General features: G+C 62.7%; 9 protein-coding genes. 5 read left to right on the plus strand and 4 right to left on the minus strand.

Features of this window, described 5'->3' with window-relative positions:
* Window positions 1-9 precede the first annotated feature (9 nt).
* From AC6I99_RS07300 to AC6I99_RS07315, 4 genes are all read right to left on the minus strand, one after another.
* On the minus strand, window positions 10-1,443 hold the full coding sequence (locus AC6I99_RS07300) for a dicarboxylate/amino acid:cation symporter (RefSeq protein ID WP_497945545.1): 1,434 nt from the start codon (window positions 1,441-1,443) through the stop codon (window positions 10-12).
* Between the two features lie 106 nt (window positions 1,444-1,549).
* Window positions 1,550-3,232, minus strand: a complete 1,683-nt coding sequence (locus tag AC6I99_RS07305; protein ID WP_497945542.1) for a DUF885 domain-containing protein — start codon at window positions 3,230-3,232, stop codon at window positions 1,550-1,552.
* A 74-nt stretch (window positions 3,233-3,306) separates the two neighbouring features.
* Window positions 3,307-3,495, minus strand: a complete 189-nt coding sequence (locus tag AC6I99_RS07310; RefSeq protein WP_224093913.1) for an acyl-CoA carboxylase epsilon subunit — start codon at window positions 3,493-3,495, stop codon at window positions 3,307-3,309.
* 44 nt (window positions 3,496-3,539) lie between these two features.
* Window positions 3,540-5,123 carry an acyl-CoA carboxylase subunit beta gene (locus AC6I99_RS07315; protein ID WP_216925413.1) on the minus strand — a complete coding sequence of 528 codons (1,584 nt, stop codon included), beginning with the start codon at window positions 5,121-5,123 and terminating at the stop codon, window positions 3,540-3,542.
* A gap of 216 nt (window positions 5,124-5,339) precedes the next feature.
* Between AC6I99_RS07315 and AC6I99_RS07320 the strand changes: the two genes are divergently transcribed.
* The 5 genes from AC6I99_RS07320 to AC6I99_RS07340 all read left to right on the plus strand — a co-directional run bounded on the left by AC6I99_RS07320 (window position 5,340) and on the right by AC6I99_RS07340 (window position 15,911).
* Window positions 5,340-6,248, plus strand: a complete 909-nt coding sequence (locus AC6I99_RS07320) for an SDR family oxidoreductase (protein WP_309927651.1) — start codon at window positions 5,340-5,342, stop codon at window positions 6,246-6,248.
* A 56-nt stretch (window positions 6,249-6,304) separates the two neighbouring features.
* Window positions 6,305-7,243, plus strand: a complete 939-nt coding sequence (locus AC6I99_RS07325) for a biotin--[acetyl-CoA-carboxylase] ligase (RefSeq protein ID WP_497945541.1) — start codon at window positions 6,305-6,307, stop codon at window positions 7,241-7,243.
* Window positions 7,236-7,850: a PH domain-containing protein gene (locus AC6I99_RS07330; RefSeq protein ID WP_224166892.1), complete on the plus strand. Its 615-nt coding sequence runs from the start codon at window positions 7,236-7,238 to the stop codon at window positions 7,848-7,850. The genes AC6I99_RS07325 and AC6I99_RS07330 overlap by 8 nt, the downstream gene beginning before the upstream one ends.
* Window positions 7,840-9,018, plus strand: coding sequence for an adenylate/guanylate cyclase domain-containing protein (locus tag AC6I99_RS07335; protein WP_224091990.1), 1,179 nt, complete (start codon window positions 7,840-7,842; stop codon window positions 9,016-9,018). The genes AC6I99_RS07330 and AC6I99_RS07335 overlap by 11 nt, the downstream gene beginning before the upstream one ends.
* A gap of 803 nt (window positions 9,019-9,821) precedes the next feature.
* Window positions 9,822-15,911, plus strand: a complete 6,090-nt coding sequence (locus AC6I99_RS07340) for an Ig-like domain-containing protein (RefSeq protein ID WP_497960686.1) — start codon at window positions 9,822-9,824, stop codon at window positions 15,909-15,911.
* Window positions 15,912-15,924: the final 13 nt, after the last annotated feature.

The raw sequence follows: 15,924 nt of genomic DNA on the forward strand, positions 1-15,924 counted from the left end.
GTGCTCGGATCAGGCCTTGGAGTCGGCCAGTTCGCGCGCCTCTGTTGCGGCAGCAGCGGTGTCGTTGGCGAACTCGTCAGCGAACGCGGCACCATTGCGGGGCGCGTTGTAAAGGGACTCGTCCAGGATGCCCTGGCGCTTGGCCACGATGGCGGGGACCAGGGCCTGGCCTGCCACGTTGACGGCCGTCCGGCCCATGTCCAGGATGGGGTCGATTGCAAGCAGGAGTCCGACGCCGGCCAGCGGCAGTCCCAGCGTGGACAGGGTCAGCGTGAGCATGACGACGGCGCCAGTGGTACCTGCCGTGGCAGCGGAACCAAGCACGGAGACCAGGACGATCAGCAGGTACTGGCTGAAGTCCAGGTTGATACCGAAGAACTGGGCCACGAAGATCGCTGCGATGGCGGGGTAGATCGCCGCGCAACCGTCCATTTTGGTGGTGGCACCGAGCGGCACGGCGAACGAAGCATAGCCGGACGGGACGCCAAGGTTACGCTCGGCGACGCGCTGCGTGAGCGGCAGCGTACCGATCGAGGAACGGGAAACGAATGCCAACTGCACGGCCGGCCAAACACCGGAGAAGTACTGCTTGATGGAAAGGCCGTGGACGCGGACCAGGATGGGGTAGAGCACGAAGAGCACAAGTGCCAGGCCAATGTAGATGGCGGCAGTGAACTTGCCCAGGGAGCCGATGGTGTCCCAGCCGTAGATGGCAACGGCGTTACCGATCAGGCCGATAGTGCCCAGCGGAGCGATGCGGATGATCCACCACAGGACCTTCTGGATGACGGCCAGTGCGGAGGCGTTGAAGGTCAGGAACGCTTCTGCCTGCTTGCCGACCTTGAGAGCAGCGATGCCTACGGCGATCGCGACCACCAGGATCTGGAGTACGTTGAAGCTGACGGAGGTGCTGACCGTGGTGGCAGCGTTGGCGCTCTCCGTGACAGTGGAGCTTGCGCCGAGTCCGAGGAAGTTCTTGGGGAACAGTCCGATCAGGAATGCCCACCAGTCACCGGTTTTGCCGGCGTACTCGGCCTTCTGAGTGATCCCGGTAGCTGCACCAGGCTGCAGGAGCACACCCAGGCCGATGCCGATGAGCACAGAAACCAGCGAAGTGATGGCAAACCAGAGCAGCGTGTTCCAGGCCAGGCGGGCGGCGTTGGAAACCTGGCGAAGGTTCGCGATGGAGCTCACCACCGCGGTGAAGATCAAAGGAACGACGGCGGTCTGCAGCAACGAGACGTAGCTGGAGCCAATCGTTTGAAGAGTTGCGCCGAGCCCGTTCGGGGCGGCCTTGGTGCTGCCGGTGTACTTTGCGATGAGGCCAAGTACGAGGCCAATGATGAGGGCCGCGATGATCTGGACGCCGAAGGATCCTGCCCACTTGGGGAGCCGGAGGCCGGTCTTTCCAGCTGACGGGGAAGTGTTGGTTGAGGTGCTCACGGGAACACGCTAGGTGCACTTCAAATAACATACCTAACGAACGTTTAGAAATGTTACCTAGCTGTGAAGTTATTCCCGAACCCGGTGTGGCGTGCGTCTCGAAGACTCACCCGAGCAACGCCCGCCGCAGCACGTCCAAGCCGACCGAGCCAATATTTAGTGCCTTGCTGTGGAACGATTTCAGGTCAAACCCTTCGCGGGTTTCAAGCTCGGCCCGGATCTGCTCCCAGAGCCGCTGGCCCACCTTGTATGACGGTGCCTGCCCGGGCCACCCGAGGTAGCGGGTGAATTCGAACTGGAGCTGGCCTTCGCTGATGTCGAGGTTGGATTTGAGGAAGCCAAAGCCCTTCTCGGGAGTCCAGGTTCCGGTGCCCCAGCGTTCGGGGACGGGCAGTTCCAGATGGACGCCAATGTCGAACACAACGCGGGCGGCGCGCATGCGTTGCCCGTCCAGCATGCCCATGTGGTCGCCGGGGTCTTTGAGGTAGCCCAGTTCCAGCATGAGCTGCTCAGCGTAGAGTGCCCAACCCTCGCCGTGTCCGGAGACCCAGCAGGCGTTGCGGCGCCAGTTGTTCAGGAGTTCGCGGCGGTAGGTGGCGGTGGCGACCTGCAGGTGGTGGCCGGGCACGCCTTCGTGGTAAACCGTGGTCGTTTCGGACCAGGTGGTGAAGGTGTCTTCGCCGGCGGGAACGGACCACCACATGCGGCCGGGCCGGGAGAAGTCGTCGGACGGGCCGGTGTAGTAGATGCCGCCTTCGTCGGTGGGGGCGATCATGCATTCGAGGGTTTTCATGACATCCGGGATGTCGAAATGGACGTCGGCGAGCTCGGATACTGCGCGGTCCGAGAGCTCCTGCATCCACGCCTTCAGGGCGTCCGTTCCCTTGATCTGGCGGGCCGGATCGTTGTTGAGGATGCTTTTGGCTTCTTCGATGCTGGCGCCGGGCTTGATCTGCGCGGCTACCTTTTCCTGTTCGCTGATGAGCCGTTCCAGCTCCTGGACGCCCCAGGCGTATGTTTCCTCGAGGTCTACGGCCGCGCCCAGGAACGAGCGGGAAGCCAGGGCATACCGTTCCCGTCCCACCGCGTCCTTTTCCGGGGCAACGGGGAGAAGCTCGTCCTGGAGGAAAGTACCCAACGATTCGTAGGCTGATCGCGCCGCGGAGGCACCGGCGTCGAGCTTGGACTGAAGGTCCGCCGGGAGCGGCGAACCAGCCAGCGTGGCTCCGGCCGCCATCTTGGCGAAGAAGCCGTCCTTGGCGGCGTACCGGCCGGTTTGCTCGATGACGATCCGAACTTGGCGGGCTGCGGCTACTTTGCCGTCTTCTTTGGCGGCGCGAAGCGAGGAAATGTAGCCTTCGATTGCGCCGGGAACGTTGGCGGCACGGCCTGCGATGTGTTCCCACTGCTCAACAGTGTCCGTCGGCATGAGGTCGAAGATGGCGCGGATATCCTGCGCGGGCGAGGCGATGTTGTTGAGGTCGGCAGCATCCCAGCCGGTTTCATGGATCTCCAGCTCCAGGCCGAGCCGCTCGCGCATTGCGTCCAGTGTGACGACGTCGGATTCGTCGGTCGGTTCCAAGGCCGCCAGCGATTCCAGCGCCTGCCGGGTGGCCTGCGCATGCGCCTCGGCACCCGCTGGCGAGTAGTCCTGATATTCAGTCTCGTGCCCCGGCAACCCCAGCGTGGTGGCAAAGCTGGGATTGAGTTCGATCAGGTTTTCCGTGTACGCGTCAGCAACGGAATCGATGGCGGTCTTGGGTCGTGCAGGCGTGTTTGCATTAGTCACCCACAGAGCCTAACCGGGAGTCGGCTCACGTGAAAGGGTTGTTGCACTTTTTCCCCCTACCGGGAGAAGCGAAGCTATCCGCGGCTGCGCTTCCAGGCGCCCGGACCCGGCGTGGGGTCAAGGCGCAACTGTTGACGGCGCACCCAATGACGAACATTCGGCTTTGCAGGCGCCGACGTTTGGGGTACTCCCACGGAAGCGACGACGGCGGCAAGCGCCGCGAGCTCTTCGGCCGTGGGTTCTCCCTTGACCACGGAGAACATGGGAGCAACAGGTTCGGGCGCCGCAGCGCTCTCGTGTGCCGGGCTCACAGCGGGATGTTTCCGTGCTTCTTGGTGGGCAGGCTGGCGCGCTTGTCGCGGAGGGCGCGCAGGCCGCGGATGATCTGGAGGCGTGTGTCGGAGGGGGCAATGACTGCGTCCACATAGCCCAGCTGAGCTGCCTGGTAAGGGTTGAGGAGCTCTTCCTCATAGCCTTGGATGATCTCGGCACGCTTGGCCTCGACGTCGCCGCCGGCCTCGGCAACCGCTGCGAGGTCGCGACGGTAAAGGATGTTCACTGCACCCTGTGCGCCCATGACACCGATCTGGGCGGTGGGCCAGGCGAGGTTCAGGTCCGCGCCCAGCTTCTTGGAGCCCATCACGATGTATGCGCCACCGTAGGCCTTGCGGGTGATAACGGTGAGCTTGGGCACCGTGGCCTCAGCGTAGGCATACAGGAGTTTGGCGCCTCGACGGATGATTCCCTGGAATTCCTGGTCCTTGCCGGGGAGGAAGCCGGGCACGTCAACCAACGTGATGATGGGGATGTTGAAAGCGTCGCAGTGCCGAACGAACCGGGCGGCCTTCTCGGACGCCGAGATGTCCAGGGTTCCGGCGAACTGCATGGGCTGGTTCGCAACGATGCCAACGGTGTGGCCTTCGACCCGCCCGTAGCCAATGATGACGTTGGGGGCGTAAAGCGACTGCATTTCAAGGAAGTGGGCGTCGTCCACGATCTGCTCAATGACCTTGCGCATGTCGTAGGGCTGATTGGCCGAATCCGGGATCAGCCCATCCAGGGCGAGGTCGTCGTCGTCGAGTTCCAATTCCTGGTCGTGTTCTACAACCGGGGCCTCCGAGAGGTTGTTGGAAGGCAGGAAATCCAGGAGTTCGCGGACGAACTCGATCGCGTCGGCTTCGTCGGAGGCAAGGTACGTGGACGTTCCGGTGGTGGCATTGTGCTGGCGGGCACCGCCCAGCGTTTCCATATCCACGTCCTCGCCCGTGACGGTCTTGATCACATCGGGGCCGGTGATGAACATATGGGACGTCTTGTCCACCATGACGACGTAGTCGGTCAGGGCGGGGGAGTAGGCAGCGCCGCCGGCGCACGGGCCCATGATGAGCGAGATCTGAGGGACTACGCCGGATGCGTGCACGTTGTTGCGGAAGATATCCGCGAACATGGCCAACGAGGCCACACCTTCCTGGATGCGCGCGCCACCGCCGTCGTTGATGCCGACTACCGGGCAGCCATTGCGGAGGGCGAATTCCTGGACCTTGACGATCTTCTCGCCGTTGACCTGGCTCAAGGAGCCGCCGTAGACGCTGAAGTCCTGGCTGTAGATGGCAACGAGGCGCCCGTCTACCGTGCCGTAACCGGAGACGACGCCGTCGCCCAGGGGCTTCTTTTTCTCCATGCCGAAGGCGGTGGAGCGGTGGACGGCCAAGGCGTCGAACTCAACGAAAGATTCGGGATCGACCAGAAGGTCAATGCGTTCGCGGGCAGTGTTCTTACCGCGCGCGTGTTGCTTTTCGATCGCTTCCGGACCGGAAGGCTGTTCTGCACGGGCCTGGCGGTCGCGGAAGTCTGCAATCTTTCCCGCTGTCGTTGTCAGATCGTGGCTCATCAAGTGTCTCCGGCTCTGTAGCTGATTTTCGCTGGCGCAGTTCTGATGCAAACAAGTAGCTGACTTAAGTAGCTTCCGTACAAAGAACAGGCCCCGCTGGCCAGTCTAGTGACGCCATTGCCGCGAACCGCTGTAGAAACCCTACAATTTTCAGCGCCCAAGCCAAAGCTGCCAGTATGTTACCCGTCAGTAACATACTTGGGTTAGAGTGTCTCCATGACTCCAAGCAACGATGCTTTCCCAGCTTCCGAAGAGAGTAAGCCGAAGGGCAGCACCCCTTATGTGGCCAGCGGTTCGCTCAAGGGCCGCACCGTCATCATGTCCGGCGGCAGCCGTGGCATCGGATTGGCCATCGCCACCCGCGCGGCCCGCGACGGCGCCAACATCGTACTAATGGCCAAGACCGGGGAACCCCACCCGAAACTTGAGGGGACCGTCTTCACCGCTGCCGATCAACTCGTCGCCGCAGGTGGCCAGGCGCTGCCCCTCGTGGGCGATGTCCGCAATGACGACGACGTCGCCGCAGCCGTGAGTGCCGCCGTCGAGCGCTTTGGGGGAATCGACGTCGTCATCAACAATGCGTCAGCCATCGACCTCTCGCGCACGGACGCGATTGACATGAAGCGCTACGACCTCATGCAGGACATTAACGTCCGGGGAACCTTCCTGCTCTCCAAGCTGTCCCTCCCTGCACTGCGGGAATCCGGGAACGGGCACATCCTCACACTGTCTCCACCGCTGAACCTCGATCCAAAATGGGCCGGGATGCATCTGGCCTACACCATGGCCAAGTATGGAATGAGCCTCACCACCCTGGGGCTCGCCGAAGAGCTTAAGGACGACGGCGTTTCGGTCAACTCGCTCTGGCCTTGCACGCTGATCGATACCGCGGCGATCCGGAACATGCCTGGTGGGCAGCAGATCGTGAAGGCCGCCCGCGGACCGGAGATCATGGCCGATGCTGCGCACGCTGTTCTGACTGGCGCCAACCTTGCCGACGGTGTCACGGGTTCGGGGAACTTCTACACTGACGAAGAAGTCCTCCGGGCTGCTGGCGTGAAGGAGTTTGCGCCATACAGCCTCGGTGCGCCTGAAGACCGTCTGGTGCCGGACATCTTCCTCTAAGCGGATTCCCATGTTTCGGGCAGGTTCTGTGGGCCGCAACTGGATAGGATTCAGCTATGGATGCCGAACAACCTGCCAGCAGCGAACCCCTCGTCCCCAGGCCCGGGGCGGACCGGCCCTCACTGGACCGCGAGGCGCTGGACCGTGAGGCATTGCTTGAGCCTGATTTCCTGTCGGCAACCGGCATTTCGCAATTGAATATTGTCGAGTCCACGGGATCCACCAATCAGGATCTCGTTCGCGCCGTAACCGTGGAGCCTAAGAAATGGGCTGATCTCGCCGTCTTGACGGCCGAACACCAGACGGCGGCACGCGGACGGCTGGATAGGCACTGGGAATCTCCGGAGCGCTCTGCCGTTTCAGTGTCAATGGTGCTGCGTCCCGTCACAGCCGAAGGCATGCCCGTGCCGACGCAGAGTTACTCGTGGCTCTCACTGCTCGCCGCCGTTGCCCTGCACGAAGCCTTGCAGGAAACGGCTGGCGTTACGGCAGAAATCAAGTGGCCCAACGACGTCCTGGTTAATGGACGGAAGATCGCCGGAATCCTGGCCCAAATGACGCCACTGGGTGACGGATCGGTCCCCGCAGTGATCCTGGGCGTTGGGCTCAACGTCTCGCTGTCACAGGATGAATTGCCGGTACCAACCGCTACATCCTTGGCGTTGGAGGGGGCCACGACGACGGACCGCACCGCGCTGCTGAAGAGCTACCTTTCACGCTTCAGCCGGCTTTACCGCAGCTTCTGCAATTCGGAAGGCGACCCCGCGGCAGGGTTGGCAGGCGGGCCCTCGCTGCATAAGCGCGTTGAGTCGGCAATGGTCACGTTGGGACGCGAGGTGCGCGCGCACCTGCCCGGTGATCATGAAGTGGTGGGCCATGCCTCCCGGTTGGACGAGCACGGCTCGCTCCTTGTGGTGGACCACGGCGGCCGGGAACATGTTGTGACGGCTGGTGATGTGGTCCATTTGCGGGCTACGGAAAGCGGTTATGCGTAAAGAGTTGCTTCCGGGGGAGCAGGTCATCACCATCACGCGGCAACAGGCCCGCTCGCTGTTCTTGCCAACGCTGGCCTTCATAGTGGTTCCTGCCCTGGCAGCCTACGCGTGTGCGTGGATCATCAAAGGAAATCCGCAACGTCTGGCCCCATTCATTACAGTGGAATGGACGCCGTGGCTTGTCGGCGCCTGTGTGGCCGTAGCAGGGTTCGTGCTGGTGGCCTACAGCCTCAGGCGGGTGTTGAAGTGGCGTTCAGTCAGGTTCATCCTGACAAGCCGCCGGATAATTGCCAAGTACGGAATGTTTCGTCGCGGCGACTGGCAGGTGTCGTTGATGGCGGTCCGCAGCGTGGGGGTCCACCAGAACCTGCTGCAGCGGACATTGCACTCAGGGAATATATCCTTGGATACCGGGCCCTCTGGCGAAGCGGTCTTGACGGACGTACCGGAGGTAGGAAAATTCAGGGGCTACATTCTTGACGCCATGGATGAACTGCCCAGTGCTGGAACTTTAGAGGCCAACGGTGGAATTTTTGAGGGTGAAGTCCTGCAGGACGTTGATGGGTTGCCGTGGGAATTGAGAGAAGGTGGAAGAGATGAGCGTTGAGGATCAGCAGTCCGGCGAGGACCTGGACGAGGAGTTCGACGCCGTACCCGAACCTTCAGTGGACGAGGACACGGAACCCGCGCCCGCCCAGGCGCCGGTGACTACCGGCCCGCCGACCGGCGTGATGTCGGCAGAGCGCTTGGCCATCAAAGCCCTTGAGGCGAGGCTGCTTGGCGGCGAACGCAAGCTCCGCCGTCGTGAAGTTGCCGCAGGTGCCGGTGTCTCCATTCTTTCCGCACGGAAGTTGTGGAGGGCTTTGGGCTTCCCCAATTTCGGCGACGACGACGTCGCGTTTACTGAGCGTGACCAAGCAGCGTTGTCCACCATCCTTGACCTTGTCCGTGCCGGGATCCTCACCGAGGAAGCGGCGATATCCGTCACCCGATCGATCGGCCAGATGACGGACCGCATGGTGGTGTGGCAGATCGAAGCACTGGTTGAGGACATGGTCCAGGAGCAGGGAATTCCGGATGCCGTGGCCCGCAAACAGCTTGTGGGTCAGCTGCCGGCGCTGGTGGATTCCCTGGAAGAGATCCTGGTCTACTCGTACCGCCGCCAACTCAATGCCGGCGTTCAGCGGCTTGCCGTCCGTGCCGAGGCGGGCTTGCAAGCGAGCGAAGAAGGACGCGAAGGGGACGAAGACGATTCCCCCTTGCCTTTGGCCCGTGCCGTAGGGTTCGCCGATCTCGTCTCCTACACAAGCCTCTCGCGGCGCATGAACGAGAAAACCCTCGCCCAAATGGTCCAGCGCTTCGAGAACAAATGCGCCGAGATCATTTCCGTGGGCGGTGGGCGCCTGGTGAAGACCGTGGGCGACGAAGTTCTCTACATTGCCGAGACCCCGGCGGCTGGCGCGGAAATCTCCCTCGCCTTGGCGCAGGCCTTCACGGAAGACGAGATCCTGCCCCAGGCGCGCGTGTCCATGGTGTGGGGTCGCATCCTGTCCCGACTCGGCGACATCTATGGCCCAACCGTGAACCTTGCTGCGCGGCTGACCACCCTTGCCCAGCCTGGGACGGTCCTGGTTGATGCGATGACCGCTGCCGCGCTCGGGCAGGACGAACGCTTCGTGCTGGTCCCGCAAAAGTCCGAGAATGTCCGTGGTTTCGGTGAGATCCACCCCGTGATGCTCGCGCGTGGCCGCGGCAAGGGCTTGGTGCTGGACTAAACCCTCTCCCACATCCTGCGGGTTGTTGGTGATCGTTCTCTCACGTCGTGCGGGTTTTTGGTGATCGTTCTCTCACGTCGTGCGGGTTTTTGGTGATCGTTCTCTCACGTCGTGCGGGTTTTTGGTGATCGTTCTCTCACGTCGTGCGGGTTTTTGGTGATCGTTCTCTCACGTCGTGCGCTGATCGGAGATTGTCGCTGCACGATGAGGCCCGACGTCGGCACTTACCGTGGGTGCCCAACGTCGAGCTACTGCTGCGCGGCCTTCCCCCGAAGAGGACACGAGGTGAGCGAGCATCGGCTGAATGCTGGTGGGATGTGAGCGAGCATCGGGCGGAAACGGGTGGGATGTGAGCGAGCATCGGGCGGAAGCGGGTGGGATGTGAGCGAGCATCGGGCGGAAGCGGGTGGGATGTGAGCGAGCATCGGGCGGAAGCGGGTGGGATGTGAGCGAGCATCGGGCGGAAGTGGGTGGGATGTGAGCGAGCATCGGGCGGAAGTGGGTGGGATGTGAGCGAGCATCGGGCGGATATTACAATTCGATGGAATAACCTAGAATTCTGAAGAGCGGTCGAGGGGAGTTCTCCCCATCGCCGCGTCCCCGGGGAAGGCCATAGGCTGTCAAAGCCAATGGAGAGTCCAATCTCGGGTTCCCTTGGCTCCTCGTTCGGTGCGTGGGATAGTCTTAGGGACTGAAAATTCCGCCGCCGTATGGGGGTACTGCGGAATGCAAGGCTGCCGGCACATGCCGGTTGGTCTGGACGCCGCCTGGGGGCGGCTGTACAACAAGGGAATTTTGGGGCTGTGACATCTTTCTTCGGCAAGCTGGGGCTGAAAAAGCGTCGAAACAGGAAACTCGTATCTGCAACTGCCGTGACTGCGGCCGGTGCCTTGCTGGTAGCGGGCGCAGTCCTCTACCCGGGGTTCAAGACGGCCGAGGTCGATTTGAACGATGGCGGCGTGTGGGTTGTGAGCAAGACCAAGAACGCCGTGGGACGGTTGAATTATCCCTCCCGGGTTCTTGATGGAGCTGTGACACCGGCCACCACCACCTTCGATGTCCTGCAGCATGACGGCAATGTTTTTGTGGACGATGAGTCCGGCTCCACTATCAACCAGGTCTCTGCGGCGAACCTGAAGCTGGGCGGCGACAAACAACTGCCCTCGTCCTCGCAAGTCAGCTACGGTTCCAGCGTCCTCTCAGTCACAGACCCCGCCCGTGGAAAAGTGTGGGCGCTTTCGCCATCCACCGTGAACGGCTTCGACGAAGAATCCACCGAACCCGTCCTCACTGGCTCGCAGAACATGGTGTCGGCCGTCGGACAGGACAACCGCATTTACACGGCGGACCCGGGCAAGGGCGAAATCACCATCACCACCGTGGACGCCAACGGCGAACGTACTGCCTCGGACGTAACCAAGGTGGACGAGCTCAAGGGCGCCGGTGACCTGCAGATTGCTGTTGTGGGCGACAAACCAGTGGTGCTCGATGCCGCGTCCGGAAACCTCTTCCTTCCCGGTGGCCGCAAGCTCCAGCTACAGGACGCCCGGGAAGCCAAGCTACAGCAGAGCGGCGAAGACAGCGGCTACGTGGCCATCGCTACGCGCAAGGCACTCCTGAAGCAGCCTCTGGACGGGTCCACGGCAGCCACCGTCAACGTGGACGGTGAGGGAGTTCCCGCGGCGCCAGTGCAGGTCAGCAAATGTGTGCACGCAGCATGGGCAGGGGCCAACAAATATGTCCGCGATTGCGATAACGACGCAGACGATAAGAAAAACGACGTCCCCAAGGCCAGCGCCTCGCCCAGCTATGTCTTCCGCGTGAACCGGGACCTCGTGGTCCTCAACGACATCAATTCCGGCAGTGTGTGGCTGGTCAACCAGAACATGCAGCTCGTGAACAACTGGGACGATGTTGTCCCGCCAAAGAACCAATCCGATGACCAGGACCAGGAATCCGCGGACAACAACACCATCAACGTCCTCCCGGACCGCACCAAGCCGAACCGTCCGCCCGAGACCAAACCGGATGAGTTCGGCGTACGTCCCGGCCGTACTTCCGTCCTGGGCGTCCTGGACAACGATTCGGATCCCGACGGCGATGTCCTCACCGCCTCGGTTGGCGCCAACGGCCCCAAGTCGGGTGCGCTGGAGAGCATTTACGGCGGCTCAGCGTTCCAGATCAAGGTCCCTCCCACCGCGAAGCCTGGCACGGAGGTATTCGACTACAACGCCTCGGATGGCCGGGGTTTGTCTGCCGGGGGCAAAGTCACGCTGCATGTGGTTGCCCCGGAAGAGAACAAGCCTCCACTGTTCAAGCGTGCCGAGCCCACCACGATGCTCGTGGAGCAGGGCAAATCCGTTAGCCAAAACATCCTTACGGACTGGATGGACCCCGACGGCGATGACCTCGTCCTGCTGGACGCCAAGGCTGACAATGACCAGGACCAGGTCAAGGTCCGCCGGGATGGGTTGCTCACGTACCAGGATTCCGGCGCGGCGCCCGGAAAAAAGAACGTCACCATCACCGTCTGGGATGGACGCGCCACCATCACAGGCCGGGTGGTTGTGAACGTGCAGCCGCCGGGAGCCTTGGCGCCGGTGGTAAACGCGGACCACGTCACAGCGGTGGTGGGCCAGGACCTGGTCATTTCCCCGTTGAAGAACGACGTTGACCCCAACGGTGGCGCCTTGCGCGTGGCCCATGTTGAGGCTGCCGGCCCGGCAGAGCTGGGCCCGGTCACCGACGGCGGAACCTTCACGTTCCGCAGCAACACCCCTGGCCCCGTGTATTTGAGTTACATCGCCAGCAACGGACCACAAAGCAGCCAGGGCTTGATCCGCGTGGATGTGGAGTCCGGGAAGGACGCCGGGGCCCCGGTTGCCGTCCACGACGTCGCCCTGCTGCCTGTGGGTGGAAGCGTGTTGGTTGATCCGCTGGCCAACGACTCCGATCCTTCCGGCGGGGTCCTCGTCCTCCAGTCGGTTACGGTTCCCGACGGCTCCTCGGCATCGGTCAGTGTGATTGACCATAGCGTCCTTCGCATCACCGACGTCCTCGGGGCCAAGGAACCTTTTGTGTTCAGCTACACCATGTCCAACGGCCGCGCCTCGGCCACCGGAACGGTGGGTGTGGTCCCGGTGCCGGCCCCCGCCGTCGTCGAGGCTCCCCAGCCGAAACCCGACGAGGTGAACGTACGCGTCAACGACGTCGTCACCATTCCTGTCCTGGACAACGACACACATCCGCAGGGCGAAAAGCTCTCTGTTGATCCTGTGTTGGCCCAGCCCGTTGCCGAAGAAGACGGCAAGGCGTTCGTTTCCGAAGACACGCTCCGCTTCATCGCTGGTCCTGTCCCCAAGACGGTGCGCGCCATCTACAACGCCGTGGATCCGCAGGGGCAGAAAAGCGCCGCTGCAGTGACCATCCATATCCTCCCGTTGGAAGGCGCCCAGAATTCGCGGCCACAGCCCAAGAACCTGACGGCGCGCGTAGTGGCGGGCGGCAGCGTCCGCATTCCGGTTCCGTTGGATGGCATAGACCCCGACGGCGACTCGGTCCAGCTCACCGGCATCGACAGCACACCCAGCATGGGAACCGGGACGGCGGGAAGCAACTTCATCGATTTCGTCGGCGCAGGCGACGGCGCAGGTACCGATACGTTCCGATACAAGGTGATTGACCGCCAGGGAGCCGTCAACACGGGAACTGTCACGGTCGGGGTTGCGCCGCGCGGTGAAGACAACCAGAAGCCGGCTCCGGTGGATGACGAAGTCAAGGTCCGTCCGGGCCGGCAGATTGCCGTGGATGCTACTGCCAACGACACTGATCCGGATGGTGACCTGATCCGGATCGTGGCCGATGGTATTGAAGCTGACGCCGGTTTGGATGCCCATGTGAGCAAGACCAGTGGGCGCATCCTTATTACGGCGCCTGCTGCCGAAGGGACGGTCAACGTCCGCTATTCTGTGGCCGACGACCGCGACGCCGTGGGCCAGGCCAGCATCCGGGTGATCGTCAAGAACGATATCCCCCTGCAGGCCCCGATTGCCCGCGATGACCGCGTGACATCGGCCCAGACTCTCGGGAAGACAGCCGTGGACGTCCCCGTCCTGAAGAATGACGAAGACCCTGATGGTGTGGGGGAGAACCTCAAAATCAGTACCGGATTGGAGACGGCCCGGCCCGGGTCTGAGGGCAACGTCATCGTTGACCTCACGGAGCAGCCGCAACTGGTTCCCTACACGGTGGAGGACGTGGACGGACAGAAGTCCACGGCCATCATCTGGGTGCCGGGCATCGGCCAGCAGGTTCCCACCTTGGCCAAGGATGAGGTGGTGGAGCTGGTATCGGGCCAGTCCGTCACCGTAAATTTGGCCGACTGGGTCAAGGTCCGTGATGGACGTTCCCCCCGGCTGACGCAGGCAGACCGCATCAAGCTGATCGGCGCCGATGGCAGCGACCCCATTGCCAACGGTGGTACTGCGATCAAGTACACGGCAGGCGCAGAATACGTGGGCCCTGGATCCATCAGCTTTGAAGTCACGGATGGAACCGGCCCTGACGATCCCAACGGCTTGAAGTCCACGCTCAGCATCCGTACCAAGGTGCTCCCGGACCCCAACAAGAACAATCCGCCCACGCTGCTTGGCAGCCAGGTTGAGGTTCCCAAGGGGGACTCGGCGAGCCTGGACCTGGAGAAGCTGACGTCGGATCCTGATGCCGACGACGTCCAGAACATGAGCTACGAACTGGTGGGCGCGGCACCCGGCGGTTTCCGGGTGAACGTAGATGGCAAGACACTCAAGGTGTCCGCCGAAGATTCAGTGCAGATCGGCCAGGGCGGCACAGTCCAGGTGAAAGCCAAGGACCGCCGCGGACTGGAAGCCCTTGCTACGTACAAGCTCTCCCTGTCTGCATCCAACCGCCCTAAACCCGTTGCCAATGATGACGTGGAACCTGATGCCCAATCGGGCAAGCCGGTCACAGTCAATGCGCTGGCGAACGATTCGAACCCATTCCCGGATACGCCGCTGAAGATCGTCTCCGCCGTGACGGAAACCGGCCAGGGGACGGCGGATTCCAGTGGTGGCAACGTGACGGTGACGCCCGCAACGGGCTTCACCGGAACACTGGTTGTGGCATACACGGTGCAGGACAAGACCGGGGAGCTCTCGCGGTACTCCACGGCACGCATCCGGCTTACGGTGAAGGATAAGCCGGCTGCTCCCACGACTCCGCTTGCGCAGAGTGTCGGCGACCAGACAGCCTTGCTGACCTGGAATGCCCCTGCCGACCGTGGTTCGCCCATCACCAAGTACACGGTGTACGGCGAAGGTGGCTTCAAACAGGACTGCCCTGCCAACACCTGCACCCTGACGGGCCTGACCAACAACGTGAAGTACCACTTCGCAGTGACGGCCACCAACGCCATCAATGAGTCCGATCGCTCGCCAGTGTCCGCGGAGGTTCGACCCGACGTCAAACCGGACACCCCCGTGGCGCCCACGCTCAAGTTCGGGGACAAGCAGTTGTCCGTCGCCTGGGTCCCGCCTGCCAGCAAGGGCTCGCCCATCAAGTCATACGATCTTGAGATCTCGCCGGCTCCTGCGGGCCAGAATCCCCAGATCCAGAACCTCACCGGCGCAAGCTACGTCTGGAAAGGCCTGACGAACGGCGTTGCTTACAAGGTCCGTGTCCTGGCCAGGAACGACGCCAAAGAACCCTCGGAGTGGAGTCCCTACTCCGCCGCGGAAACTCCGGCAGGGGTACCGGCAACACCGGCTGCTCCTTCTGTGTCCGGCGCCGGATCAGTTGGCAGCCAGAGCCAGTTGAAGGTCAGCTGGGTAGCTCCCAACAACAATGGCGACCCCGTGTCTGCCTACACGCTGACCACCTACCGGGGTGGCGCCGTCGTGGGTTCCCAATCCGTGGCCGCCACATCGCAGAATGTCACCGTGGCAAACGCGGAAGCTGACTACACCTTTACAGTTTCGGCTACCAACAAGGCCGGTGTCAGCGGAGTCAGCCAGCAGTCGGCTGCTATCCGCGCGGCGGGCAAGCCAGGCACGGTAGGAAGCGGTTCGGTCACTGCAACCGGCACCAGTGGACAGCTACGGGTGACGTTTACCCCGCTGACCGCCGCGGAACGCAATGGTTCGCAGGACAACGAAATCACCTACCGCTGGCAGACCGCCTACGGTTCGGGCCCGATTGGCCGCGGCGGCGGAGACATCGGCGGCCAGCCAAACGGCGACAACGTGGTGGTCAACATCATTGCCACTTCAGTGAAGAACGGCATGTCCGGTGATGCCAAGGCGATCGGGACGGGGAACCCCTATGGGCCTCCGAACGCGCCGAATGTCAACGGTGGAAAGTCCGCCAAGGGTGACGGCCAGGTGCACTGGACGTGGAACAACCCATCCATGAACGGCCGGCCTTTGGATCACTACGAGGTCAGCCTGGACGGTGGCGGCTGGAGCGGCGTGGGTAAGGCCACGAGCTTTGATGCCTCCGGTGGTGGATGGAACAACACACGCAACCTGAAGGTCAGGGCAGTGACTGTTGTGGCCGGTCCGGCCGGCAGCGCCAATTCCACCAGCGGCGACGACCCCACCCCACCGCCGCCGGCTTCACAGATCCAGGTGGACGCCAGCAGTGTCCGCACGTGCCCGGGTAAGCCCGGTCTGCCTGACTCGTACACTCCGGGCAGCCCTGCCAGTTGCGGCGTCGGCTGGGTGGAGCGCTCCTGGGGCAAGATCACCATCAATTGCACCAAAGACATTTACGGCAACGGCACCCCCTGGTACCGGCTCCAAGGCACTGCCAAGGACGGCTGGTTCGTCAAGTCCACCACGGTGGATCTCTACGGACCCCGGCCCGGCGGTTGCTGAATTGCCACCACAT

This window comes from Arthrobacter sp. TmtSoilC77, from assembly GCF_059739415.1.